General features: G+C 43.9%; 21 protein-coding genes. 9 read left to right on the forward strand and 12 right to left on the reverse strand.

Annotated features, from left to right (window positions below; translation table 11 throughout):
* Positions 1–28: 28 nt before the first annotated feature.
* From HRQ85_RS06100 to HRQ85_RS26205, 5 genes are read right to left on the reverse strand one after another with little or no spacing between them, the layout of a single operon-like run.
* Positions 29–2,005, reverse strand: a complete 1,977-nt coding sequence (locus tag HRQ85_RS06100) for a sensor domain-containing diguanylate cyclase (protein WP_172379010.1) — start codon at positions 2,003–2,005, stop codon at positions 29–31.
* Positions 2,005–2,529, reverse strand: a complete 525-nt coding sequence (locus tag HRQ85_RS06105; RefSeq protein WP_172379011.1) for a YfiR family protein — start codon at positions 2,527–2,529, stop codon at positions 2,005–2,007. The genes HRQ85_RS06100 and HRQ85_RS06105 overlap by 1 nt, the downstream gene beginning before the upstream one ends.
* Positions 2,519–2,752: a hypothetical protein gene (locus HRQ85_RS26195; protein WP_253918830.1), complete on the reverse strand. Its 234-nt coding sequence runs from the start codon at positions 2,750–2,752 to the stop codon at positions 2,519–2,521. Before HRQ85_RS26195 ends, HRQ85_RS06105 begins: the two co-directional genes overlap by 11 nt.
* Entirely contained in the window at positions 2,706–3,539 is an 834-nt protein-coding gene (locus HRQ85_RS26200) for a TonB-dependent receptor plug domain-containing protein (protein WP_253918831.1), read from the reverse strand. The genes HRQ85_RS26195 and HRQ85_RS26200 overlap by 47 nt, the downstream gene beginning before the upstream one ends.
* The gene (locus HRQ85_RS26205; protein WP_253918832.1) at positions 3,529–4,578 is read right to left on the reverse strand and encodes a TonB-dependent receptor plug domain-containing protein; all 1,050 of its coding nucleotides are present in this window, start codon (positions 4,576–4,578) and stop codon (positions 3,529–3,531) included. Before HRQ85_RS26205 ends, HRQ85_RS26200 begins: the two co-directional genes overlap by 11 nt.
* 158 nt (positions 4,579–4,736) lie before the next feature.
* On the opposite strand from HRQ85_RS26205, the gene HRQ85_RS06115 reads away from it, so the two are divergent.
* The 3 genes from HRQ85_RS06115 (at position 4,737) to HRQ85_RS06125 (ending at position 7,327) form a co-directional block, all read left to right on the forward strand.
* Complete coding sequence (locus HRQ85_RS06115; RefSeq protein WP_172379012.1) at positions 4,737–5,480, forward strand: 5-oxoprolinase subunit PxpA; 744 nt, start codon at positions 4,737–4,739, stop codon at positions 5,478–5,480.
* A 151-nt stretch (positions 5,481–5,631) separates the two neighbouring features.
* Positions 5,632–6,384 carry a 5-oxoprolinase subunit B family protein gene (locus HRQ85_RS06120; protein WP_172379014.1) on the forward strand — a complete coding sequence of 251 codons (753 nt, stop codon included), beginning with the start codon at positions 5,632–5,634 and terminating at the stop codon, positions 6,382–6,384.
* Positions 6,377–7,327, forward strand: coding sequence for a biotin-dependent carboxyltransferase family protein (locus tag HRQ85_RS06125; RefSeq protein ID WP_172379015.1), 951 nt, complete (start codon positions 6,377–6,379; stop codon positions 7,325–7,327). Before HRQ85_RS06120 ends, HRQ85_RS06125 begins: the two co-directional genes overlap by 8 nt.
* A 169-nt stretch (positions 7,328–7,496) precedes the next feature.
* Here HRQ85_RS06125 and HRQ85_RS06130 read toward each other — a convergent pair whose 3' ends face one another.
* The 3 genes from HRQ85_RS06130 to HRQ85_RS06140 form a co-directional block, all read right to left on the reverse strand.
* Positions 7,497–8,951, reverse strand: a complete 1,455-nt coding sequence (locus HRQ85_RS06130; protein ID WP_172379016.1) for an FAD-dependent oxidoreductase — start codon at positions 8,949–8,951, stop codon at positions 7,497–7,499.
* A gap of 532 nt (positions 8,952–9,483) precedes the next feature.
* Positions 9,484–11,922 (reverse strand): ABC transporter permease, encoded by a 2,439-nt coding sequence (locus tag HRQ85_RS06135; protein ID WP_172379017.1) that lies wholly within the window; start codon positions 11,920–11,922, stop codon positions 9,484–9,486.
* A 1-nt stretch (position 11,923) separates the two neighbouring features.
* On the reverse strand, positions 11,924–12,598 hold the full coding sequence (locus HRQ85_RS06140; RefSeq protein ID WP_048608335.1) for an ABC transporter ATP-binding protein: 675 nt from the start codon (positions 12,596–12,598) through the stop codon (positions 11,924–11,926).
* Here HRQ85_RS06140 and HRQ85_RS06145 point away from each other — a divergent pair.
* The 5 genes from HRQ85_RS06145 to mrdA all read left to right on the forward strand — a co-directional run bounded on the left by HRQ85_RS06145 (position 12,597) and on the right by mrdA (position 20,639).
* The gene (locus HRQ85_RS06145) at positions 12,597–13,214 is read left to right on the forward strand and encodes an arylesterase (protein ID WP_172379018.1); all 618 of its coding nucleotides are present in this window, start codon (positions 12,597–12,599) and stop codon (positions 13,212–13,214) included. The genes HRQ85_RS06140 and HRQ85_RS06145 overlap by 2 nt on opposite strands.
* Before the next feature lie 81 nt (positions 13,215–13,295).
* On the forward strand, positions 13,296–14,495 hold the full coding sequence (fabV, locus tag HRQ85_RS06150; protein ID WP_172379019.1) for an enoyl-ACP reductase FabV: 1,200 nt from the start codon (positions 13,296–13,298) through the stop codon (positions 14,493–14,495).
* 178 nt (positions 14,496–14,673) lie between these two features.
* Positions 14,674–16,581 carry a sensor domain-containing phosphodiesterase gene (locus tag HRQ85_RS06155; protein ID WP_172379020.1) on the forward strand — a complete coding sequence of 636 codons (1,908 nt, stop codon included), beginning with the start codon at positions 14,674–14,676 and terminating at the stop codon, positions 16,579–16,581.
* Between the two features lie 120 nt (positions 16,582–16,701).
* A complete protein-coding gene (locus tag HRQ85_RS06160) occupies positions 16,702–18,357 on the forward strand; it encodes an ABC-ATPase domain-containing protein (protein WP_172379021.1) in 1,656 nt (551 codons plus the stop codon).
* A 383-nt stretch (positions 18,358–18,740) separates the two neighbouring features.
* Positions 18,741–20,639 carry a penicillin-binding protein 2 gene (mrdA, locus tag HRQ85_RS06165; RefSeq protein ID WP_172379022.1) on the forward strand — a complete coding sequence of 633 codons (1,899 nt, stop codon included), beginning with the start codon at positions 18,741–18,743 and terminating at the stop codon, positions 20,637–20,639.
* Between the two features lie 125 nt (positions 20,640–20,764).
* Here the strand turns inward: mrdA and HRQ85_RS06170 are convergent, their stop codons facing one another.
* Together HRQ85_RS06170 and HRQ85_RS06175 are read right to left on the reverse strand one after the other, a co-directional pair.
* On the reverse strand, positions 20,765–21,385 hold the full coding sequence (locus HRQ85_RS06170) for a DNA-J related domain-containing protein (protein WP_172379023.1): 621 nt from the start codon (positions 21,383–21,385) through the stop codon (positions 20,765–20,767).
* A gap of 574 nt (positions 21,386–21,959) precedes the next feature.
* Positions 21,960–22,799, reverse strand: coding sequence for an isopenicillin N synthase family dioxygenase (locus HRQ85_RS06175; RefSeq protein WP_139685091.1), 840 nt, complete (start codon positions 22,797–22,799; stop codon positions 21,960–21,962).
* Positions 22,800–23,000: 201 nt separating this feature from the next.
* On the opposite strand from HRQ85_RS06175, the gene HRQ85_RS06180 reads away from it, so the two are divergent.
* A complete protein-coding gene (locus tag HRQ85_RS06180; protein ID WP_172379024.1) occupies positions 23,001–23,609 on the forward strand; it encodes a DUF2238 domain-containing protein in 609 nt (202 codons plus the stop codon).
* Positions 23,610–23,734: 125 nt separating this feature from the next.
* On the opposite strand, the gene HRQ85_RS06185 is transcribed toward HRQ85_RS06180, so the two are convergent.
* Positions 23,735–23,986 (reverse strand): hypothetical protein, encoded by a 252-nt coding sequence (locus HRQ85_RS06185; protein ID WP_017060071.1) that lies wholly within the window; start codon positions 23,984–23,986, stop codon positions 23,735–23,737.
* 21 nt (positions 23,987–24,007) lie between these two features.
* Entirely contained in the window at positions 24,008–24,913 is a 906-nt protein-coding gene (locus tag HRQ85_RS06190; protein ID WP_172379026.1) for a DMT family transporter, read from the reverse strand.
* Positions 24,914–24,919: the final 6 nt, after the last annotated feature.

Genomic DNA, 24,919 nt, shown 5'->3' on the forward strand with positions numbered 1-24,919 from the left:
CTTAGGGTGAGCTCACAAACACCGGTGCCTATTTACCCTCACGAGAGAACACAAACTGACCTTTTCCTTTGCGTTTCGCTTGGTACATCGCCTCATCAGCAACTTTTAGAATCACGTCAATATCACGCTCTGAGCCATCAACTAAATGGATACCTAAGCTCGCTCCAACATGAAGTGAACGCTGTTTGTAGTTTACTTGTTGCCCGATCAGATCCAACAATCGCTCGGCTAACTTAGCTAACAAGACTTTGTTTGTCTGTTTAATAATAAGAACAAATTCATCACCCGACAAACGTGCAACCAAATCCCCCGCTCTTACCTGAGATAACAAACGGTTTGACACTTGTTTAAGGATTTCGTCACCCGCATCGTGTCCATAATTGTCATTCACTTCTTTGAAGCCATCCAAATCCAAGTAAATAACCGCGAAATGCTGATTCGAATAGTGGCTCGACGTGACAACATCATCCATAACCTTATACAGCTGCGCTCTATTCGCTAATCCGGTTAACGCATCGTGATGAGCCAAGTGTTCGAGTCTTTCCATCTCTTTAACGTTGGATAAATCTGACAGCGTTAATACCATATCAAACTCGTCTTTCTCGTTGTCCGAGGCAACTCGATTCACTTTGACAAACATTGGAACCAACGTGCCGGACGCGCTCTTCTCCCACACTTCGCCCTGCCATTGACCATAGTTGTCTAACGAACTGCGAATTGTCGGCATCAATGATGAAAATTGCTGCCACGAAAATACTTCAAATGGTGTTTTGCCCACCAGCAGATCAGAGTGATAACCGAGAAGTTGTGTGATCGCCGGGTTAACCATGGTTATCACGTTTGACGAGTTCAGCACGATCAAACCGTCTTTACTGTTTTCGAAAACACCCGCAGCAATACGTTGGCGACTCATGGCCGTTTCTATGTCGGTGACATCTTGGATTGCATAAAGAATACGACCATGTTTTGTCAGAGAACGACTGCTCACACGAAGCCAGCGTTTTGATTGAAAGAGATCGGTGGTTTCTAGCAATTCGTCATTAAGTTCAATATTGGCATCAATAACATCTTGTAAGTAACCCGTTTTCTTGGTCGCGATCAACTCTTGGATCAACATGTTCTCAAGAAAGGCTTCCGAGCATTTAAAAATATCCCGAGTAGCTGCGTTCGCATGAAGAATGAGTCCTTTTTCATCTACCACCAACAAAGAGTGCTGAACGGTTTCAATGACCTCATTTGCGAATGATTTTTCTTCTTGTAACTTGTCTAACGTAAAATTGATTTGGTTATCGCGATGTTGAAGCCTTTCTAACATGGTATTGAAAGCTCGAACCAGATCACCGATTTCATCGCGGTTCGTTACGACTAATTTAGGCTGCTTCGAACGACGCTCAACAAAGGCTTGCATCGCCTCATTGAGGTCAAACATCGGTTCGATAATCAAGCGTTGCACCAATTTGACCAGTACTCCGCCTAACATCACCAGAAACAACAGGTAGACGACCGCAACCTTGAAAATATTCGTTAAGATCGAATTAAACGTCTCTTTCGATATTGTTACTCTCAAATTCGCGATCACTGCGCCATCCAGTGTCACTGGAACGAGCAAGAAGATGAAATGCTCAGAGATGGCAAATTGATGATCGGCGATATCTTCTAATTCTTCTGCGTTTGGCCTTGGAACCAGAGTGTTGCTCACCTGATAGCTGGCAAAAAGCTGCTCGTTAATGTCATAGAGCTTCACTCTAACAATATCTTTATCTGCGACGAAAGCTGACAAGATTTCCTGAGCCGATGACTTGTCTTCAAATAAAATCGCAGCTTGTAGGTTATAAGCAACACCGTGTGCCAGCACTTTAACACGCTGAATAAGGCTCTCTTTCTCCCTCTTAAACGTGACAGTGTAATTTACCGATTGAATCGTGACAAATGTGACTGCGATGAAGATGATAATGGGTAATATCAGCTTGTTTTTAATCGATATGTTATTAATGAAAGACAACATTATTGGCCCTCCACTATAGCGATTCGTAACAGGTTTGAGCCAATGACGTAGTCACCGCGTCTTGCGTTTTCTAGATTGATCTTAGGTTTGAGCTTATTATCGATATGCGTGAGTTCAATGACTCCACCTAGGTCTGTAAAATTAGAGATATCACTGATTGTCACTGTGTGTGGCGAGTGCTCTTGACTACGGAATTGGTTATTTTCACGGTCAGACAAATACGTAATATCGCACTTAGAAGTAATCGACTGTTGAACTTGGATATCGAGTGAACGAATAGATTTTCCCTCTGTAATTGACGTCAGCACTTGGCTTACCTTTTCATCGCCAATCACACAAAAGTTCACAGCGTTCATCGAGCTTTCATCATTCCAACGTATAAAATTCGCAATTCTAAAAAGGTACACCGCTTTCACTTCATAAGGTTTGAAGCTAGCCGCTGAGGTGTTCAACGGCACAATAAGCATCGTTAAAGCCGATAAGGCTAGTTTAGAGAAGCCGAGCTTAAGCCATTTAGAATTCATGAGAGATCCTCACATACACCGACTCTTGATTGACGCTTTTCTGAGATGTGAATTCAGCTTGATAGCCGTCACTCTTACCTATGTTTTCAACAACCACTTCAACTAAAGGCGCTGCGGACGACTTTTTCCATGCGAGACGCGCATCAAAGGTTATTTCATGTGGGTAAGACTGCCATTCATATTGAGTGCCATCGCCTGCTACCCAATAGTCTGGGCAATTCAATGTACTGGCCAATCACATCGAATTGCCAACTTTCTGTGATATTCCACATCAACTGTGCCGTGGCTAAATGTTCATTATCAATATCGTAATAAACACTCGTTTGAGGACTAGATTTAGGGTCATCACCTTTGTTTTTTCCCTCTAATGTTGTGTAGGCATAGCTCAAGTAACTGGTGATATCTTGAGTGAGCTGATAGCTTGCGCCTAACTCCAAGCCATATGTTTTCGCTTTATAATCATCAGACAGCACACCGACATAGACATGATTCGCGGGGATATCATTTGGGTCATAACTGTGGAAGCGAAGGTTGTCATGTTCACTCAGATATATCGTCGCATCGAGTTCGAAATTTGAATTGTTTGAGTAGCGATAACCCATTTCCGCCGTTACGACGCTCTCTGTTTCCAGGTCAGAATTCGATTTATAGACATCAAGGTAGCTGTCGTTAGAATCAGCATAGTAACTGATGAAGTAATATGTGGAGTTTGAATCCATATAAGAAGGAGCAACCACCGCACGACTCAAGCCAGCCCAAACAGAATGGCGTTGATTTAGCTGATATAAACCGCGTAGTTGAGGTGAAAGTTCTGTCGAGTCATTCTGTGTAAAGTGTTCTGCCTTGAAGCCAAGAGTTATCGATAGCGCTTCTGTCATTTGAATTTGAGACTGTACAAATGCGTTCGCAATATAATCGTTAGCAGATTGGATATTGTAGGCTCTACCGTAGTAATCGGGATTGTACCAATCCACGTCCGAAACTTGGCTAGAGGAGAAATCAAGGTACATATATCGCAGGCCCCCCCCCGAGTGTTAGCTGATGGTTTACCGATAGTTGGTTGATATAAGTAGAGTCAAAATCGATGGTCGAATAGCTTCCCGGAGCGTCTGGCGCGTTATCCTCATTATATTCACCCCATAACGAATATGAGAGTGTCGAACTTTCATCAAAATGGCGAGAATCGTTGAACTGGATATAAACAGATTGGCTTTTATTATCAAAATCGTTGGCTTGTGATCCGACAAACGATCCTGAATTATCATATTGGAACGTATACAAATCCGACTTATAAAAGCTTTTCTCACCACCAATACGTAATGACCAACTTTCTTCAGCATTACTTGGCTGAAATACCATCCCTGCCGTTTGTGCTTTCCATTTTTCAGATTCGTTTGTGCGATATGTGGGTTCTTCTCGGTACTTATAAAAGGCACGAGCATTCACACTGTCGTTGAGGCTTAATCCCTGACGAACACTAAATTCATAGTTATCAGTATTAGAAGCGACACCTGAGAGATAAGTCCCCTGCGTATCATTGGCAGACTTAGTAATGATATTGACAACACCATTAACCGCGTTGCCTCCCCAAATTGTTCCGCCGGGACCTTTTAGTACTTCGATGCGTTCGATGTCGGCAAGTACATAATCAACGTCGCTCCAATACGTACCGCCATAGACTGGGCTAAACAAGCTTCGTCCATCCATCATCACGAGCATCTTGTTATACAGCCCATCATGAAAACCACGGGCAGAAACAAACCATGAGGTTTCGTTAAACTTAGTTACTTTGAGTCCAGGGACAAGCGTTAGGACTTCCGCAATGGTTTTCGCCCCACTACGCTGAATTCGCTCATTAGAAAGCACATACACCGACGAAGGAATGTCAGTGAGTTTTTGTGTCACTTTCGAAGCCGTTTCCATTTCGACATCTAACATAGACAACTCTTCAAGGCTCATCGACATGAGCTGGTCTAGAGAGTTTTCTTGAGCAGAGACAAAAACAGGTGTCGTTAATGCTAGTCCTAAGCAAACCTGGCGGGATATCATGTGCTCACCTAATATACAGATAGATATTAATCCTTTAATCAATAGTTCAACTATATATGAAATGCCATACTGGTAAATCTACGGTGTCGAAAGTTTGAGTTAGGTCACTTATTTATAAGACCGTCATTACTTACCTCAACGTAAAGGATTAGCACCACGTGACAACGAAGATTTTGCTTAATTGCGACATGGGAGAAAGTTTCGGCAATTGGAAGATGGGCGATGACGAGTCGGTCATGGAATGGGTCGATATGGCAAACATCGCTTGTGGCTTCCACGCGTCTGATCCGCACGTTATGTCCAAGACGATAAAACTGGCGCAGCACTATCACACCCAAATTGGTGCTCATCCCGGTTATCAAGATCTCATTGGTTTTGGTCGTCGGTCTATTCCACACACCATGGACGAGATCAGTGAACTGGTGTGCTATCAAGTCGGTGCATTACAAGCCCTTTGCCGCTATCACCACACCTCTGTTGGCTATGTGAAACCTCATGGCGCCCTTTACAACGATATGATGGCAAACATCGATGTGTTTAATGCGGTAGCCCAAGCCGTCGCTGAATTTAACATCCCGTTGATGATTCTCTCTTCATCAGACAATCAACAGTATTTGGATATTGCTGACGATCATGACTTGCCTCTCTTGTTTGAAGCGTTTGCCGACCGTGCTTATTTAAATAACGGACAATTAGCGCCACGTACTCAAAAAGGCTCGGTTTACGTCAATCAAGACGATATCTATAACCAAGTCATGCAAATCATTAACTATGGCTCGGTCACGACTTTAGAGGGCGAAAGACTGCCTATTGAAGCTGATACTATCTGTGTTCATGGTGATAACCCTCAATCCATCGCATTAATTAGAAAAATCAGACAAGACCTCAACGCTTTTAATTAGTATGACGCATGGTCTAATCGCTCGCCCAATCGAGCACCTAACCAATTGCTCGTAAGATCTAGATCTAATTGTTTTGTATTGGTCTGGACACGGAAGTGAGACACGCCAAGTAAGCTAATAAAAGGCAAGATAACAAACGTATGGAAACGAAATGACGACGAATCAGATTGAATTCAATATAGCGCCAGTCGCGGAATGCAGCGTTTTAGTGACTTTGACACTATCGCCTTCAAATAATCAATCTAGCGCCGAATATGCGCATTACATGGCTCACTTTTCCGATGCTATTCGCCAAAATTTCGCATCGGTGTTGATGAATGTGACCCCGGCTTACCAAACAATATTGGTCGACTACCTCCCTTATCGAATATCAGAACAGCAGCTCATTGAACAGCTCAATAATTTGTTGAGTCACGCTCTGTCGTCCTTTTCTAGTGTTAGTAAAACTCGTAATACGATTGAGCTTCCTGCCTATTACTCACCAGAAACGGCGCTCGATTTAGACCGATATCAAGACAAAGGCTTATCTCTGGACGATATTATTCAATATCACACCTCACAGACATACAGCGTCAATGCGATTGGGTTTACACCTGGCTTTGCATTTATGTCTGATGTGGTTAATGAGCTTGCTTTACCCCGCCACTCCACACCCCGTTTAAATGTGCCCAAAGGCAGTATCGCCATCGCGGATACTAAAACAGCGGTGTACCCTTCGGATTCACCGGGCGGCTGGAATATTATTGGCAATTGCCCGCTTTCGTTGTTCGATCATAGCCAATTGAAGAACGCCGACATCATGCAAAGACCGCTGTCTCTACTTAATGTTGGTGACACAGTCCGTTTCATCGCGATTTCAAAACAAGAGTTTGTAGAGCTTAGTGAAGGCGTTGTTAATGGCTAAGACAAAAGCTAAACCAACACTGACAGTGATTAAGCCCGGCCCGTTAAGTTTGATTCAAGACTTCGGGCGATTTGGTGTTGCTCATCTTGGATTAACGCAAGGTGGGCCGGTTGATGATTACTCTTATAGCTGGGCCAATCATCTATTGGGTAACCCAGTAAACCAAGCAGCGTTGGAAATCACGCTTGGGCAATGTGCGTTACGAATCGATTTTGATTGTGAGATGGCGCTATGCGGGGGTGATTTACAAGCGAAGCTCGATGGTAAACCACAGCCTAACTGGCGCACTTTTCAAGCTTTTAAAGGGCAAGTTCTCTCATTTGGTTTACCTAAAAATGGCCTAAGGGCGTATTTAGCGGTTAAGGGTGGCTTCGATGTTCCATCAACTCTCAATAGCTGCTCTACAGTAACTCGTGAAAAGATTGGTGGATTAACGCAAGATGGAGAGCCATGCCAGCAAGGGCAACAAATAGCTTTTACCCAACATCAACTCTCGCGCCCGTTTAAAGCGTTGAGTGTTACCTTCCGATACACGCCTGATTACAATCTACCCGTGAACCTACGAGTGATTGAGGGCTATCAAAGCGAGCTATTCTCCGCGTCAGCAAGAGAGACGTTGTATAACGCGCAGTATCACGTTGACCAAAACTCAAATCGGATGGGTTATCGACTCAGTGGCGAGCCCGTAGACTCGCCTGACATTTCGCTATTGTCAGAAGGCATTGCCCTAGGTGCGATTCAAATTCCACAAGATGGACAACCTATCGTGCTGCTTAATGACAGACAGACCATTGGGGGGTATCCGAAGATTGGATGTGTCGCAAGAATCGATTTACCACGCTTGGCACAAGCAAAACCTGGACATGCGATATCGTTCAGCAAGGGTGATCGCTTAGGCTTACAAGATGTTTGGTGCCAATGGGCTCAGTTTTTCGGCTATTAGTTTTTGCGATGTGTTATGTGCTAATTGCTATGTAGCTAAGAATAATCAACTAGGAAGATGTCGTTTGGATGAGTCTCGGTATCTAAGTTGGCGTTTGAATGAAGATTCGGCTTACCTATTACAGTAAGCCGAATTGAAGAAGTTAAGCGCAGTCGATGATGATTGGCTATTAAGCGTGATCTTGACCTGACACCTTTGCAAGCGCTTCTGGGTATCCACGTTCTTGCGTCAAATCTATCGCTCTGTTTTCAATATCATTCAGATCAAGTGACATTGTCACCGAGTGCGTATCTTCAATAGATACCGCTTCTGATACATCAAACCATTGCTCAGCAACCTTTTGTGCCGCTTCTAATGTTGAAGAAGCTTTTACTACTTCAAGTCGAGCATAGCGTTCACCACAGAATGAAACGTCTGACGCTCTTAAGCTTGGATCGGTTCCCGGAATCTGTTGTGCACCAAACAAAGGTTTACCACCGACCAATGCAGAGCTGAAACTTGGGATAAACTGAGACATATGCGTTATTGCCGCGCGAGTTCTTAATTCAAGCTGCTCTTCACTCCAACCCGATACGATTTTCTTAAGAAGCTTCGAAGGTAACTGTGGCTGTGACGAGTCTGTTGACGATGAAACAAGCCCACCCTCAAACAGAGTAATCCCTTCTGTCATACCGTGAAGTTGGAACACACCATCAGCATATGGCGTCAATTGCGCCATGCCTTGCGGTGTGCCTCTCGGACCATGGAAGATAACCTCTGGCCACTCTTCCTTACATTCTTGCGAATATGGCCACTCTGTAACGTATGCCGCTTTAAATTCAACAAGTCTTTGCTGCTTAGAGCCAACAAAGTCGTCCACGATACCCGTTTCAAACCCACTCGCATTGATCAAGTAATCGGTCGTTAGTTGGCAGCTTTGGTTTTCGGCATCGGTATAAGTCAAAGACCAACCTTGACCTGTCGACTCAACAGATTGTAATCGGCTGCTGGTTAACACAGTACAGTTAGTTTGTTGCCCTAAAGACAATTGAGCGGTCGCAGAAAGTCGGAATACGCTCCAACCATATTCTTGAACCATCGCAACAGGATACTTAAGAGTCTCTAAATCCGTGTGTTTCGCAAAAGGAATACACCAGTCATCAAGCGATGTTGGTTTCAGAGGCTGTGTTTTCGCAGAAAGCGCTAATAAATCTTCTTTGCTGTACAGCTTGTAATACTCTTCCGGATCACCGAGCACTTGGTTGCTTTTATCTTGTTTAACAAGATCGGCATAAGCGCTTTTAATTATCTTGAGACGAGGAAGCAGATCCAACGGCTCTCCACCATCACTGTGCGGAACGGCGATGATTGTCGGACGAATATTGATCGTATGAGGGAATAAGCGGACGGTATCAATTGACTGCGTGAGCAACTGAAGACACTGCTCTACAGAAATATCTCGATACAAATTGCCGCCAGCGTGCAGGTGGCAAATTGGTGGACCATTAACCAAACTCGGCCCTTTTTCTAAGATAGTGACCTTAAAACCCAACTCACTAAAGTGAATCGCGCTCGTTGTTCCGGCAATACCACCACCAACAATGGCAATAGAAGGTTGATTTGTATCCATTTTGTTGTGGTTCATCGTGTTCTGTAGAATAAGATTAACTGCCGCTATTCTACTTTTGTTCTGCGATGAATTAAAACACATTTTTATCAAGGTCTTAGATAGGCGGGATTTAATATCTATGTAAAAAACATAAATAATCTCTTGACTCAATAACTCCAGATAGAGTTTTAAAGGTTATTCTAACAGTCAAATTTGTCCTAAGTGACGCCACATAAAGGCTGCCTCAGTACTCTTAAAACATAGAGGTTAACTTATCCCTAAAGTTATCCACCGTTTTTGTGGATAACTGTTGATAACGTTCTTGCTAAGTTGCGCAAACCCTTTGTTTACAGGGACTAACCGCTGTTCATTAAATCGGCATTATTGGACAATTAGTTTTAAAAAATGCTAAAAACAGTGGAATCTAAGGTGCGATATTTTTTATTTATGCTACCGGTTGGTTAAATAAAAAACGGTCTAAAGCGATGTATTATAAATAGTGCATGACTAAGTATAAATAATATCACTTTTAGACCGTTTTAAGCGCTTGGCTAGATCTCGCTAGCGACTAGCCAAAATCCTTGTTTACTGGTGCCAACAAACGTTTGATTAAGCTATTCACTACCGCGGCCAATGTGATAAACGTTAGCACGGGTAGCGCTATCCACAGCATCGGGTGAAGTGAAGGTTGTAACTCGAAGCCAAAGTTCATCACGCCTGCCACGCTGAGTTCAGAACCGAGCGCTGCAATTGAGCCTGCGACTAACGCCATTAACCCGTACTCACACCAAATAGTATTGAGAATTCGCTTCTTACTCGCGCCTAATGTTCGATACAAGCGTATCTCTTGTTGTCTTTGAGATAAGCTCAATCGCAATAGAGTGAAGATAAGCAACAGCCCCGCCACCACACCTAACGCCGCAAGTACGGTAATCGACCAAACAATCTGTTTGAGCAGCTCTTGGATCTTGCTACCCATCTTACGAATATCCATCAAACTCACGGTTGGGTGATTTCGAGAGAGTTCGTTGAGCATCTGATTGTGTTGTTCTTCTAATCTGAAGCTCACGAGCCAAGTAGATGGAATTGAGCTCAAGACATCTGGAGTAAAGATGAAGTAGAAGTTCGGCTTCATTTCACGCCACTCTACTTTGCGGATGCTATTCACCTTGGCCGAGACATTCTGGCTGTTGATTGTGAATGACAGCTCATCGCCAATCTTTAGATCCAATTGCTCCGCGACATCCGATTCCACAGATACGCCCTGCTCTTGTGTCCAGCTGCCTTCTAGCACTTCATTGTACTCAGGCAAACTGTCTCCCCAAGTGAAGTTGATCTCTCGACTTAGTGCGTCTGTTTCGCCTGAGGTATCGCTGTATTCCGACGCTTCAACACCGTTTATCGTCGTCAGTCTTCCTCGGATTATTGGAAACGCTTGAGTACGCTCTACTTCGTTTGCATCAATCGTCTCGAGATAACTGTCTTTTTCATAGCTTGCAATGTTAAGTGCAAACGCATTTGGTGCGTTCTCTGGCAAGGTTTGCTGCCAATCTGACAGTAAATCACTTCTTACCAACCAGATGATAGACAGCAACATCAGTGAAAGCGCTAAAGAGCCAAATTGAATCCCAGTTGCTAAAGGTGTGCGATTAATTCGACTCAATGCTAAACGCATGGACGTAGATGTCGGTAACTTGCCAACCAAACGCAGAACAAGCGTACTGACAATTGCGAGCACTAAGAACAAGCAAGCGATACCTGCTAGAACTATCCATACCAATAGATTATCGCCATACATCAGCATCATTGGAATAATAGGAACCAGTAACAACAGGTATTTCTTGAAGCTTTCATTGGACTGGTGACTTGATTGGATAACGCTGATTGCCGAGGTGTTGACCAAGCCAATTAACGGGATACCAAGAGCAGGAACACCAATTAAGATGCTTGATAAAATCGCCAAGATTGCAGGTTCAATACCATAGCTAGGAAGTGGCGTTGGTAATAAGTCGCCCAAAGGTATACGAAGCAAAAACTCTAAGCCGATACCGATGGTTATTCCCAGTACTGCACCGATAACCACTAATAGAGATACCTGTACAGACAACCATTTAACGATCCACTGCTTGCTTGCACCTAAACTCTTAAGCATCGCGATGGTTTTGTGACGACTCGCAACATAATGTTGGCACGTGAGTACCAAAGTGGTCGCAGCCATGATCACAACAATAGCCAAAGTTAACGACAGATATTGAGTCGTGCTCTCGAACATATCATTAGTGCGACTTGCAGAATCTTGAGTACGCCAGCGATCACTTGGCGTTAATTCTACGCTGTCTTGCGCGGCTTGCAGTTTTGTATCATCACCGTTTAGAAACAGCCTAAAACTAACACGACTGCCCGGTTGAATCGCTCCCGTGGCATCGATATCGCTTGTATGAATCAGCACGGCTGGCATCTGTTGGAATGGGTTAAAGCTTAAGCCTGGTTCTTGAGTGATTCGTCCAGTTATCGCTAGATCGGCATCGCCAATAGTGACATTGTCACCAATCTCAACCTCTAACTGTGCGAATATGCGCTCGTCTAGCCAAAGTTCACCCGGCTTAACATGGTTACTTGATGCTTTGTCAGCGCCCTCTAAGATCATTTCACCGCGTAACGGGTAATTACTTTCAACCGCTTTCACCGTCACTAACTGCATCGAGTTGTCACTGAATGCCATGGTTGAAAAACGAGTCAACTGAGAGCTTTCTAATTGTTCAACTTGAGTGAGGTCTAACAAGGATTGTGGTACTGGGTTTGCTGAGATAAACACGCTATCGGCAGTAAGTGCATCTTTGCCCTGCTTAACAATTACCTGCTCCATACGTTCGGCCAACGCCGACAATGCAAACACACAAGCAATAATAAGCGTTAAAGCGATTGAAACTGGCCACAATTGACCGTGTCGAATCTCTTCGATACTCCATGAAAACAGGCGTTTATTCAGTCCGTTTGATGAATTCAATTTAGACTTCCTCTATCTGACCGACATGCATCTTAAGTGTTCTTTGGCAACGTTGTGCAAGCTTAGGATCGTGTGTCACCAACACTAACGTTGTGCCGTGGGATGAGTTCAATTCAAACAACAACTCAACAATTTTGGCTGCCGTTTGTTGGTCTAGATTACCTGTGGGTTCATCGGCAAAAAGGATTTTTGGCTTAATCATAAATGCACGCGCCAACGCTACCCTTTGTTGCTCACCACCAGACAGCTGAGATGGCAAGTGATCAAGCCTGTCTTTCAAGCCTACAGATTCAAGCAGAGCAGTAGCGCGTTCGATGTCTTCGTCGTCTCCCTTCAGCAAACAAGGCAACGTGACATTTTGCAGCGCAGAAAGGCTTGGAATTAATAAGAAGCTTTGAAATACAAACCCTACCGACTCACTGCGAATCTTAGCCCTTGCCTCATCATCAAGCTGTGAAAGTGGCTGTCCTAATAAACTGATTTCGCCTTTCGTTGGTACATCAAGACCAGCAAGCAGCGTCATTAGGGTCGACTTACCGGCGCCAGACGTGCCGACAATCGCGACAGTTTCGCCTTCACGAATATCGATATCGACGTGCTCTAGGATTGTTAAATGTTCTTGATTAGTAGACACTGTCTTCGAAACAGCTTCTGCTTTAATGATGGATGTATGCATGACTCGACTAATTTCCTTTTTATTCTTTATTTTATTTTCAACCGCTTCTTTGGCTCAAGATACCGACTTAGATTCTAAGTTACTGGTCCTTGGTGATAGCTTGAGTGCTGGTTACAACATGGACATCAAACAGAGTTGGCCAAGCCTGTTACCAGACGCGTTAGCAAAGCATGACAAAATGGTAACCGTGGTTAACGGAAGTATTTCTGGTGATACAACGGGCAATGGTTTAGCTCGCTTACCACAATTGCTTGAAGAACATGCTCCAGACACCGTTCTTATTGAACTTGGTGCGAATGATGGACTTCGTGGATTCCCACCTAAGCTGATGTCTGCGAATCTTGATCAAATCATTGAGCAGATAAAAGCTGCGGGAGCCGAACCTATAATGATGCAGATTAAAATCCCACCGAACTACGGAAAGCGTTATAACCAACAGTTTGAATACGTTTTTGCAGCGCTTGCTGATCAACAAAACGTACCACTTTTGCCCTTTTTCCTTGAGCACATCATCCTCAAACCTGAGTGGATGATGAACGATGGACTGCATCCAAAACCAGAAGCTCAACCTTGGATTGCTGAATTTGTCGCCGAAGAATTATATCAGTATCTTTAAGTTTTAATGGTCTAGCTCAATAAATTTTACACAGCTTTACGTTAGCCTGAGTGCATATCATCGTTAACTGTAAGGTTATTTATGCTTGTCGAACCTGTTATCAAGGGTGTGGTAGCCAAAAGCGCTCACCCTCTTGGCTGTCAAGAAGCCGTAAAGCAACAAATCAAGTTTGTTAAGAGTGCGCCGCAAATCAAAGATGGCCCTAAACGAGTACTGATTATCGGCGCTTCCTCAGGCTTTGGCCTTGCCGCTCGTATTGCCCTTACCTTTGGCGGCGCAAAAGCTGACACGATCGGCGTCTCATTCGAGCGCGGTCCAAACGAAAAATCCCTAGGTAGTGCTGGTTGGTATAACAACATCTACTTCAAAAAAGAAGCCGAACGAGAGCAACGCACTGCTATTAACATCGTTGGCGACGCATTTTCGCAAGAAACACGTTCACAAGTTGTCGAAGCCATTGAAACCTATTTCGAAGGTGAAGTGGATCTAATTATCTATAGCTTAGCTGCAGGCGTTCGTCCTAAACCAGATTCCGATGAGTTTTGGCGCTCTGCCATCAAGCCCATTGGTGAAAGCGTGACTGGCGCGACTATTTCTCTGGAACACGACAACTGGGTCACCAACACGCTTGAAGCCGCGACGGAAGAAGAAGCCGAAAGCACACTCAAAGTGATGGGAGGCGAAGATTGGGAACAATGGATAGATGAACTCATCAACGCTGAATCTATTGCTCCGGGTTGCAAAACCATTGCTTTTTCTTACGTTGGTCCAGAAGTCACGCACCCTATCTACTTAGACGGTACTTTGGGCCGCGCTAAAATAGACCTTCATCAAACCAGCCACGCACTTAACCTTGAACTAGCAAACTTTGGCGGTAATGCTTACGCGACCGTGTGTAAAGCATTAGTGACCAAAGCGAGTGTGTTCATTCCGGGACTCAGCCCTTACCTGCTTGCTTTGTATAAAGTGATGAAAGAGAAAGAGACCCACGAAGGTTGTATCCAGCAAATGCAGCGTCTGTTTAGCAGTAAACTCTATGGTCAATCAAAAGTACCACTTGATGGTGAGCGATTGATCCGTATGGATGACTGGGAACTAGACCCAGAAACCCAAGCGCACGTAACTGAACTACTAAAACAGATGGATGAAAACAACTTCCAAACTTTAGGCGATTACCAAGGGTTTAAAGAGGAATTTCTGCAATTAAATGGGTTTGCTCAACCATCGGTAGATTATAGCCAGAAACTTAATACAGAAGATTTTATAAAGTTAAAGCCTTAATCTGAAATTATCTCATTACTGAGACCCGGATTCACATTTGAAAACCTCTGCAAAATTGCGGAGGTTTTTTTGTGCAACATTTCTTATACTTAATTAACGCAAGGTTCACAGTTTATTCGGTTCATCATAATTAACACAGGATGTGTTGATGCATTTAGCATAATTGACTCGGAGTCATATGAAGAAAATAAAAACGATAGACTTAGATATTCCAGACGATATGGAGTCCGGTTGGCAGAACATTGTTGACCTCTTAGCTCAAATCACTCAAGTGCCTGCCGCGCTCATCATGCGTGTTCACGCCAACTACATTGAAGTATTCTCTACTAGTCGCAGTAAAAACAATCCATACAACAAAGGTGATTCTGAAACTTTAGGCAATGGGCTTTATTGTGAAACGGTGATGGAGTCTCAACAACAACTTGTTGTGCCCAATGCCCTCGCTGATCCTGCCTGGGAAAACAACCCAGACATAAAGCTCGGTTTAGTCTCTTATTGTGGCATTCCGCTGCTTTGGCCGAATGGTGAATTATTTGGCACTATCTGCATTTTAGACTCGAAAGAAAACCACTACACACCCACCTATATCAAGCTTTTACAGAGCTTTCGTACCTCGATAGAGTCTCAGCTTAAAACCCTGTTTCAGCATGCCAAGCTCACTCAAATCAATAGAGACTTAAAAAATCGTGTTTACACTCGGACTAAAGATCTTGCGAGTCTTAATTATTCATTAAATCAAGAGATTGATAAGCGAAAAGCAGCAGAGCAAAAGATCAATTTCCAAAAGAATCACGATCTTGGTACCGGTTTTTTAAACCGAAACGCATTTGAATCTCGCTTAAACCACAAGCTACTGTCACAGAGAAGGCTGACAGACAGCTCATTTGCAGTCGTTCATATTGGTTTTACCAACGGCAGACGTATTCAGGCTCGATACGGCTATAACGCGTTAGACCAAGTGCTTGTTGAATACCGAAAACGTATCGACAGTATTTCTGATATCGATGTATTAACTGCACGCCCTACTTCGGTCGATCTCGTGTTGGCGTTTAGCGTTAAAGATTTGCACCATCGCCTTGAAGAGCTTTGCCAGACGCTTGTTAAAGTTGGGCATTCAGAATTCGATATCGAAAGTGACAAAGTGCATCTGCACGCCTTTATAGGCATTGCAATTACAAACGACGAAGATGACGCGGAAAGCATTCTGCAGAAATCTTCTGAAGCGATGTTAGCCTGTAAAGATTCAGGACAAAAGTTCGCTTACTACTCTCAATCTCATACTGAAGAACAAACCCACATCAATAAGATTGAAGGCTATTTGCTTCAAGCCGTTCGTAATGATGACCTTATGCTCTACTTTCAACCCAAAGTCTGTCCGTTGACGCATCGTTGGGTGGGTGCAGAAGCTTTGCTTCGTTGGCGACATCCTGTTTTGGGCGACATCTCTAACGAAACCCTGATCCACATGGCTGAGCAAAACGGTTTGATTTTCGAAGTGGGCAGCTTTGTGCTGCGCAATGCGATTGAAACAGCCAAAGAGTGGTCCGAATACGTCGACGATTTCAAAATGGCGGTGAATGTGTCTGCGATTCAACTCAAGAACGTACACTTTGCGGAACAAGTGGTTCACCTACTCGAAACCTATCATCTAGAGCCTCGTTTCTTAGAACTTGAAGTCACCGAGAGCGGCCTGATTGCCGACGAAGTGGTTGCCAAGAATACCTTGGAATCTTTGCACGATATTGGCGTTACATTGTCACTGGATGACTTTGGTACGGGCTACGCCTCTTTCAGTTACCTGAAGAAATTCCCATTCGATACTATTAAGATTGATAAGAGCTTCATCGACCAAATGCTTAACTCACACGAAGACTCGGAAATTGTTCGTTCTATTGTTCAAATTGCCAAAAAGCTCGACCTAAAAGTGACGATTGAAGGCATAGAATCGGAGGTTCAGGAGCAATTTATTATCAATGAAGGCTGCGATGTGGGCCAAGGTTACCTTTATGGAAGGCCAATGCCGAGCCAAGAATTCGAACACAGCTTAATCAATCAAAACTATTTGGGGACAACTCGTTACGCTTAAAGCGAAAAAGAGCAGTTAGTTTTGGATTTAGGCCTACTTTCTCTTTACTCTAAAGGTGGTGATTTTTATAATCGCCGCCTTTCTGTTTTTATCTTTCCCCTTATATAGGCATTCCTCGTTATGGATCAGTTGACTGCAAAGCTTAAAAAGCTCGAAAAACAAAACTACCGTGCATATCAACAAATTAAAGGTCAATACGACTTTGCTGATTTTGAATTACACATCGACCACATCCAAGGTGACCCATACGCGTCAGCTTCTCGTTTTCGTGCAACGCGCGCGTGGTCTTTGACCGGGTTAGATTGGCTGAAAGAAAAATCTTACGAATACCAAGTAGCCGCTCGTGACTTTATCGCACGTAGCTTCTCTGAGTTCGCGAAACAAGAATCGACCGTTTCTATCGCCCTGACGGGTCAAACGGTATTAGACAACACAGCCGTTGTATTCACAGAACACGGCATCGAAATTCGTTTCCGTATTAATCTACCAGCTGATGGTCGTAGCATTCTTGCTAAGAAAGCGAACAACATCATCACTTTCTACTTACCGAAGTTTATTCGTCGCGCGACGCTTGAGCGTGAGTTAAACATCGATGCAATGATCAAACATTGTGAAACGATTGAAGACCAAGAAGCGCTGCGTGCTCAATTGGATGAAAACAACCTAGCGGCATTCGTTGCAAACGGCAGTGTGTTACCGCGTATCGCAGGTAACTGCGACCTTCCAATGAAAGACGCGGTACCTTTCGCAGCTCCAGAATCGCTGAGTGTTACTTTAAACACTCCAAACCAAGGCGACGTGACAGGCCTAGGTATTCCAAAAGGCATAACGCTGATCGTTGGTGGTGGTTTCCATGGTAAATCGACGCTGTTGAACGCCGTTGAACGTTCTATCTACAACCATATTCCTGGTGACGGTCGCGAAGGCATTGTAACTGCAATTGATACGATGAAGATTCGCGCTGAAGATGGCCGATGTGTACACAGCTTGAACCTGTCAAACTACATCAACCATTTACCAATGCAGAAAGACACGTCTGATTTCAGCACACAAGATGCGTCAGGCTCTACGTCTCAAGCGGCTTGGTTACAAGAATCGATTGAAGCCGGCGTTCAAACTCTACTTATTGATGAAGATACGTCAGCGACTAACTTCATGATTCGTGACGAGCGTATGCAAGCACTAGTGTCAAAAGGCGATGAGCCAATCACACCACTTGTCGACCGCATTGGTCAGCTTCGTGAAGAGATGGACATCTCTACCATTGTTGTAATGGGCGGCTCTGGTGATTACCTAGATGTCGCGAACACTGTGATTCAAATGCACGACTACCAAGCGGTAGATGTGACTGAAAAAGCAAAGGACGTGATTGCTCAGCACCCTACTCAGCGTACTAACGAATGTGAAACTGCTTTAGAAACGTTTGTCCCGCGTTCATTGAACCGTGCTTCACTCATGAACATTCTTACTGACGGTAAGTTCCGTGTTAACGCGAAGGGTAAAGAGTCACTGCGTTTTGGTAAGGAGTTTGCGGACCTTTCTGCGCTTGAGCAATTAGAATCGCCGTCTGAAGTGAACGCGATCGGTTGGGCTTGGTTCCAATTCGCGCAAACTCCAGGTTGGTCAAGCAACCCTGCGAAAGAGTTCAACGTTATTTTAGAAAACGAATGGCACGCTAACATGCCTAACTACGGTGACCTAGCGAAACCAAGAACATTAGATGTGATGGCTGCTCTGAACCGTATGCGTAAATCTCAGTTCAAGCCTTCGAACTGATTTCGTTAACTATCGGATTTATTGTGCTTCTAGGCTTTTGAAGTTCTAAGCTTTTAGTTTACTAAAGCTTCTAAGTCACTAGCTACTAACTAAGCAAATTAACTGTCTACGGCTCTCATTCTGAGGGCCGTAAATTTATCTAATCTCTATTTACCTAACCTCTATTGTTATCAAGACTCTCCAACGCTATAAATTCATAAAACCAATATTTACATCAATTACTTATCATATTGTGCAATAATAAAATTAGACACGTTGTTTACCGCCACCTAATACTGTCGATCCCAAAAATCATGACATAGCTTTTACAAAACCCTAGTGATATTCAGATAAAGTCCCGATTCGACAAGTGTAACCAAATGTAACAATCTCTTGAGGCTTCAATGAACCATAAACGCGTTAAGATGCGTGACCATAAAATCGAAGTGAACCTATTCAAAAACCGCGTAATCGTCGCGTTTTGTGGGATCTTGATGTTCACTCTTGTCTTAGTCGGTAATCTATACCGACTTCAAGTTGAAAATTTTAAAAGCTATCAAACTCGTGCCGATGGCAACAGAATCAAAGTATTACCTATCGCCCCTACTCGTGGACTTATTTACGACCGTAACGGTGTGTTGCTTGCAGAAAACAAGCTTGTCTTTGATCTGACGATGATTCCAGAGCAAACCGATGATGTCGATGCAATGCTCGCCAAGCTAGACAAATATGTGCCCCGTGATGCTGAGCAGATCGCTCGTTTCAAAAAACGCTATCACAACACCCGCCGATTTAAATCTGTGACTATTCTAGAGAACTTAACAGAAGAAGAGATTGCTAAGTTCTCTGTGCATCAGTACCAGTTCCCCGGTTTATCTATCGATACCAGCTTAAAGCGTTTTTACCCAAATGGTGAGGTGCTTACCCATGTTCTTGGTTACGTGGCGCACATCAATGATAGCGATCTCAGAAAGCTTGAAGAACAAGGTATAGAAGCGAATTATCAAGCCACGACAATCATAGGAAAACTGGGGGTTGAACGTTATTACGAAGGTATTCTGCACGGCACCAAAGGTTATCAAGAAGTTGAAGTAAACAGCCGTGGCCGAATAGTCCGAACCATTGAGTACGTGCCGCCAGTAGCCGGCAAAGATATCGTGTTAAATATTGACCTTGAGCTGCAAAAATACGTTTTTGAACAACTTGATCACCGCACCGGAAGCGCGATTATTCTCGATCCGAAAGACAACAGCGTGTTGGCAATGGCATCAAGCCCGAGTTACGACCCTAACCTATTTGTCGACGGCATTTCGAGTAAGAACTATCAACGCTTATTGAATGACCCTGCTCACCCGTTGGTAAACCGCACGACTTTAGGCGTTTATCCTCCGGCATCAACCGTTAAACCATTTATGGCTGTGGCAGGACTACAAGAACATGTCATCTCTGAAGATACCATTCGTAACGACCACGGCGTTTGGAGAATTCCTGGCTCTAAACGAAACTCTAAATCGTGGCGTGACTGGAAACGTTGGGGTCACGGACCTGTGGATGTCACCCAAGCGATTGAAGAGTCGGTAGATTCATTCTTCTATCAAACCGCTTTTGATTTGGGTATTGACCGAATTTCAAGTTGGATGAACCGATTTGGGTTTGGTGAACCGACAGGCATCGATATCTATGAAGAAAGCACTGCCAACATGCCGACTCGAGAATGGAAGATGATGCGTTATCGCACTCCTTGGTATCAGGGTGACACAGTTCCGATTGGTATTGGCCAAGGTTATTGGACATCCACTCCAATGCAGCTTGCTAAAGCAACATCAGTATTGGTTAATCATGGTAAGGTGATGCCACCTCATATCTTGAGAGCCACCTTAGATCACGGTGAAGATTTCAGTACGCAACAACTTGTCGAACCGGAGCCAATGCCTTCAATCACCGAAGTACCGGATAGAATTTGGGATGTGCCAATCAACGCGATGCGACTCGTAAACCACGGTAGTCGAGGCAGCGGTAGACGTGCATTTAAGGGAACTGACTACACGAGCGGCGGTAAATCAGGAACTGCACAAGTCTTTGATCTTGCGAAAGATCAGGTCTACAACTCGAAGAAACTCGCTAGGCATTTACTTGACCACGCGCTTTACACGGCTTTCGCACCGTATGAGCACCCTGAATATGTCGCAACTGTGGTTATTGAACACGGTAACGGTGGTTCAAAAGTCGGTGCGCCTTATATCCGTAAAGTATTCGACTATGCCTTTGAGCATAATAGTGGCGAGAGCAAAGATCATTCCTAGCACCAACAACTCAAGTCGCTACAACGCATAACGTAATGACGACAAAGCCCCACTTGTGTCACTCACAATGTGGGGCTTTCTGTTTTATGGTTCTACTCAACTAGGCAACTAAAAATGCCGGTCGATTATGAGCTTCTTAATACATGCCATGCTTCACAGAGCGTCTGGAATTTTGCGGTGTTGCCCTCATCTCTGTCTGGATGCCATCTCAACGCCAGTTGTCGCCAACGCTTTCTAATCTCATGGTGAGTGGCGTCTAAAGGTAACTCAAACAAGTTCAATGCTCGGCTTCGGTCCATATCGATCTCATCACCACCCACAAACTTTCTGTACCGAGTCCAAAACTCGTTCAACAGCCTTTTGACTTCGCCCTCGTCCGCTTCATAGTTAACCCAATTAATGTAGTACTCTCGAAGTGGGTCTTGATGATCGATGCTGTGACTGCTTCCGTGATAACGACCATTCATCAATTCAATGTCCATCGCTTGGACTTGTAGCCAACCATCAGGGTGTAAGGTTTCTTGAAGCTGATAAAGCGCATTCATGATAAGGAAGTTTTTTTTAAACAACTCTTTCTCAGGCACCGCATCTAACACTGGCACAAACCCAAGGTCGTTCAGATGAGCCGCCAATGTATGTACTTTCCATCCGCTTGGCTTTTGCTTGAGCACTTCCATTATCGGCCAAAGCAATGGGTTTTCCATATGGCAATGAAAGTTTGCTCTAACGTCTTGATGATTCGACATAGTTGACTCAGTTAGCTTCTCTGAATTAATGGATTTCTAGAACAGTGGATACTATAAGTAACCTGTTTCGCATCCGTTGCGTATCTACTTTAATTGAAAGCGATTTTCTACGATTTGTCGAGCTTAAGGACAAACAACTTTCTATCGCTTGGCTTAAAGACACCTTTCATCGTCAAAACCGAGTACCATTTCGTTGAATGCAACCATTAGGGCGTGTTGACCTTTCGCGGTTAAATTTTGTTCGAGATAAAAGCGTTTTAATCGCGGCGAGGGAGAAGTAGCCTAGTCATTCTAAGCAAATCTCCCTCAACAAAGAGTAAAACGCTTTTAGCCGAACCCTTCGGGCAGCGTTTGTTGGTCATTCCTACTACGTTATCGGCTTCTCATGTAGGCTAGCTACACATCGATGCCTCTGCCTTGTATAAATACCCAGCAACTCGCTGCAAAAATCAGCTCGAAAGATCAACACGCCCTAGTAACAAAGCCGCTCTTTTTGGTCCAAATACAAAAAAGGTCAGCGATTTAGCTGACCTTTCACATCTATCCCAATTTTAGGGACGAAGCATTGAACTCACTAGATAACGCCAAGCTCTCTCAGACGTTCCATTAGGTATTCGTTTGCTGTGTACTTTTCAGACAGCACTACTTCTGGTTTCGGGTGAAGGAATAGAGGCAAAGAGATACGAGACTTCTCTTGGCGTTCACCTGATGGGTTGATTACACGGTGAGTTGTCGATGGGAAGTAACCACCTGACGCTTCTTGAAGCATGTCACCGATGTTGATGATCATGTTACCGAAGTCACATGGAACATCTAACCACTCGTTATTTTGCGCTTTAACTTGAAGGCCCGGTTCGTTTGCAGCAGGAAGAACTGTCAGTAAGTTGATGTCTTCGTGTGCCGCAGCGCGGATTGCACCTGGCTCTTCATCACCTTGCATTGGTGGGTAGTGAAGAACACGAAGCAGAGTCTGTTCACTGCCGTTGATCATTTCTGATAACGCAATAGAGAATTTCTCTTGTACTTCTTTAGGAGCATGAGCTTCAACCCAACCTAACAGCTCTTGAGCAAAAGCATTCGCACGTTGGTAGTAATCTAGAATCTGTTCTTTCAGCTGCTCAGGGATTTGGCCCCAAGGGTATACGTGAAAGTACTCTTTGATGTCTTTTACAGTGTGGCCCTTAGCAACTTCAGACACTGAAGGTGGAAAATATCCATCTTGTGTTTCAACATTAAAGTGGAAGTTCTCTTTTTCTTCAGAGATGAAGAATTGATACCAGTTTTCGTAAATTGACTCAACAAGCTCTTTCGGGATTGGGTGGTTCTTAAGAACACCAAAACCAGTTTCACGTAGAGAGCGAACGAATTGTTCTGCTGCGTCGTCAGCAAGGTAATCGACAGTTTCCAGTTTCATGACTTTCTTTCTTGTTATGTAGTAATAGAGCGATTTTAAGGATCGCTTTGTTGTAAATCAAACTTTTGTGAAACTCTAGCAACCGTTTGTCTAGATACTGGGCGATAACGCTACTTTTCAACAAATCTGGTGATTAAAGCCCAATTGAACACTGTTCATTATTGTGTAACACTAATAAAAACTTCGACGAGAGATCTTGATATGACAATCACGCCACTTGCTCAAAATCGACCATTACTGTCATTGACGACGCTGTATCTGATTGTATTTCTATTTTCAGCGTTTGCTCCCTCTTCAAGAGCGGTATGGATTGCCGAAATTGTCCCAGCGCTTGCGATATTGGTGGGAATCTGGTGGTTATCAACCAAGCTCACCTTCACTAAGACAGCCTACGTTTTGATGTTTATCTGGCTGATTTTGCATACGATAGGCGCGAAATACACCTTCGCGGAAGTGCCATTTGATTGGTTCAACAACATGATAGGTTCTGAACGGAATAACTTTGACCGTGTCGCGCATTTCTCTATTGGCCTTTATGCTTACCCACTCGCTGAGTTCTTGATTCGTAAAAAACTGGCTCAACCGGTACTGGCATGTTTCTTTGCGCTATTTGCGATCATGAGTGTTGCTGCGGGTTATGAAATTATCGAGTGGTGGTACGCGGAGATTGCAGGTGGTGATGAAGGTATCGCGTTCCTTGGCTCACAAGGCGATATTTGGGATGCACAGAAAGATATGCTGTGTGACACCACTGGCGCAATTGTCTCGCTATTACTTCTTAAGCTTCAAGGGCGTGTCAAAGCTTACTAAGCTCAATTATTTACTCTGAGTATCAAAAGCAACGTTGAAATGCCACACACAAACCGTGCTGTGGCATTTTTAGTTTCAGCATTGTTTGCTCGTTTTAATATGACTGGTCGTTTCATCGTGACAGGTTATTTCATCGTTACCTTGCCACCAACAAACTTGTAGGCTGGTGTACCTCGAACCAAAGTATCTCGCGCAAATTCAATTCCGCATTCAGGGCACACACATGGCTTTGTCGTGAAATCTTCAACGATACGCTCCTTAAAACATTTCACGAGTGCACCTTTACCGCCTTTCCGATACTTAAAAAGTTGCGTTTTACATTTGGCACAGAAAATCTGAACCGTCTTGGTCGGTTGTTTCTTGTTTGGTTTAGCCATAGAAGTTAATGATTGAACTCTTTATTTCTTAAGTTTAGGGGCGACAAGAACCAAGCTTATCCCTAGAAGTATAACGGTTGTTGAGACTATAAATTGCATAGTGACAGGTTCAGATAACAGTAATACACCACCAAGTGTTGCGATAACTGGAACAGAAAGCTGTGCAATAGACGCGACCACGGTATTCAGTTTTTTCACTACGTAATACCACAAACTATAACCCACACCTGAAGCCACAGAGCCCGATATAACCGCGTAAATCAAACCTTGCTCAGTGATAGACACTTGCGTTAACGCATTAGGAATCAAAACTAACAAGCTTAATGCCAAAAGGATAACTAGCGAACTGAATCCAAAGTTAGCGGTCGTAGATTGCAGTGCGTTTGACGATTTCTTTCCTGCCAATGTGTAAATGCCCCACCCAATTCCGGCCAGAGACATCAAGATAATAGAAACTAAGTCGGGTGCTTGAGTTGATTCTGTTGGCATTAACAAGTAAACAAGCCCTGCGACAGACAACAAACATCCGCCCCACTCAATGAGTGACATTCTGTTGCCAGAAAACAAGTGCGCGGCAATCATCGTAAATTGCACCGCGACAAACAACACCAGAGCACCAAGACCTGCGCCGAGCTCTAAGTAAGCAAACGAAAAACCAAACATATACACGAGCAGTGACAGTATTGACGTGAATTGAAACTGTGATTTGAGCTTTGTGTATAGCGAGGTGTTGCTTGCTAACTCACTTTTAGCTTTAGATTGGGAAGATAAAGCTAATAAAATTAGAAGCGTAAGCGCACCAGATAAGATGCGAACGATCGAAAAGCTCAAAGGATCAATCGTTTGATCCATTAAGGCCCAGCGACACAAAACTGAATTAGCAGCAAATGCCACCAGCGTAATAAATGTAACCATCAGAGTTTGCATCGTTTT

Origin of the sequence: Vibrio sp. Vb339 (assembly GCF_902751245.1) — a bacterium.
GTDB lineage: Bacteria > Pseudomonadota > Gammaproteobacteria > Enterobacterales > Vibrionaceae > Vibrio > Vibrio coralliirubri.

Coding starts and splice junctions, on each gene's coding strand:
- HRQ85_RS06100 (WP_172379010.1), bottom strand. CDS start 2,005: ATGTTGTCTTTCATTAATAACATATCGATTAAAAACAAGCTGATATTA.
- HRQ85_RS06105 (WP_172379011.1), bottom strand. CDS start 2,529: ATGAATTCTAAATGGCTTAAGCTCGGCTTCTCTAAACTAGCCTTATCG.
- HRQ85_RS26200 (WP_253918831.1), bottom strand. CDS start 3,539: ATGTACCTTGATTTCTCCTCTAGCCAAGTTTCGGACGTGGATTGGTAC.
- HRQ85_RS26205 (WP_253918832.1), bottom strand. CDS start 4,578: ATGATATCCCGCCAGGTTTGCTTAGGACTAGCATTAACGACACCTGTT.
- HRQ85_RS06120 (WP_172379014.1), top strand. CDS start 5,632: ATGACGACGAATCAGATTGAATTCAATATAGCGCCAGTCGCGGAATGC.
- HRQ85_RS06125 (WP_172379015.1), top strand. CDS start 6,377: ATGGCTAAGACAAAAGCTAAACCAACACTGACAGTGATTAAGCCCGGC.
- HRQ85_RS06130 (WP_172379016.1), bottom strand. CDS start 8,951: ATGAACCACAACAAAATGGATACAAATCAACCTTCTATTGCCATTGTT.
- HRQ85_RS06145 (WP_172379018.1), top strand. CDS start 12,597: ATGACTCGACTAATTTCCTTTTTATTCTTTATTTTATTTTCAACCGCT.
- HRQ85_RS06140 (WP_048608335.1), bottom strand. CDS start 12,598: ATGCATACATCCATCATTAAAGCAGAAGCTGTTTCGAAGACAGTGTCT.
- fabV (WP_172379019.1), top strand. CDS start 13,296: ATGCTTGTCGAACCTGTTATCAAGGGTGTGGTAGCCAAAAGCGCTCAC.
- HRQ85_RS06155 (WP_172379020.1), top strand. CDS start 14,674: ATGAAGAAAATAAAAACGATAGACTTAGATATTCCAGACGATATGGAG.
- HRQ85_RS06160 (WP_172379021.1), top strand. CDS start 16,702: ATGGATCAGTTGACTGCAAAGCTTAAAAAGCTCGAAAAACAAAACTAC.
- mrdA (WP_172379022.1), top strand. CDS start 18,741: ATGAACCATAAACGCGTTAAGATGCGTGACCATAAAATCGAAGTGAAC.
- HRQ85_RS06170 (WP_172379023.1), bottom strand. CDS start 21,385: ATGTCGAATCATCAAGACGTTAGAGCAAACTTTCATTGCCATATGGAA.
- HRQ85_RS06175 (WP_139685091.1), bottom strand. CDS start 22,799: ATGAAACTGGAAACTGTCGATTACCTTGCTGACGACGCAGCAGAACAA.
- HRQ85_RS06180 (WP_172379024.1), top strand. CDS start 23,001: ATGACAATCACGCCACTTGCTCAAAATCGACCATTACTGTCATTGACG.
- HRQ85_RS06185 (WP_017060071.1), bottom strand. CDS start 23,986: ATGGCTAAACCAAACAAGAAACAACCGACCAAGACGGTTCAGATTTTC.
- HRQ85_RS06190 (WP_172379026.1), bottom strand. CDS start 24,913: ATGCAAACTCTGATGGTTACATTTATTACGCTGGTGGCATTTGCTGCT.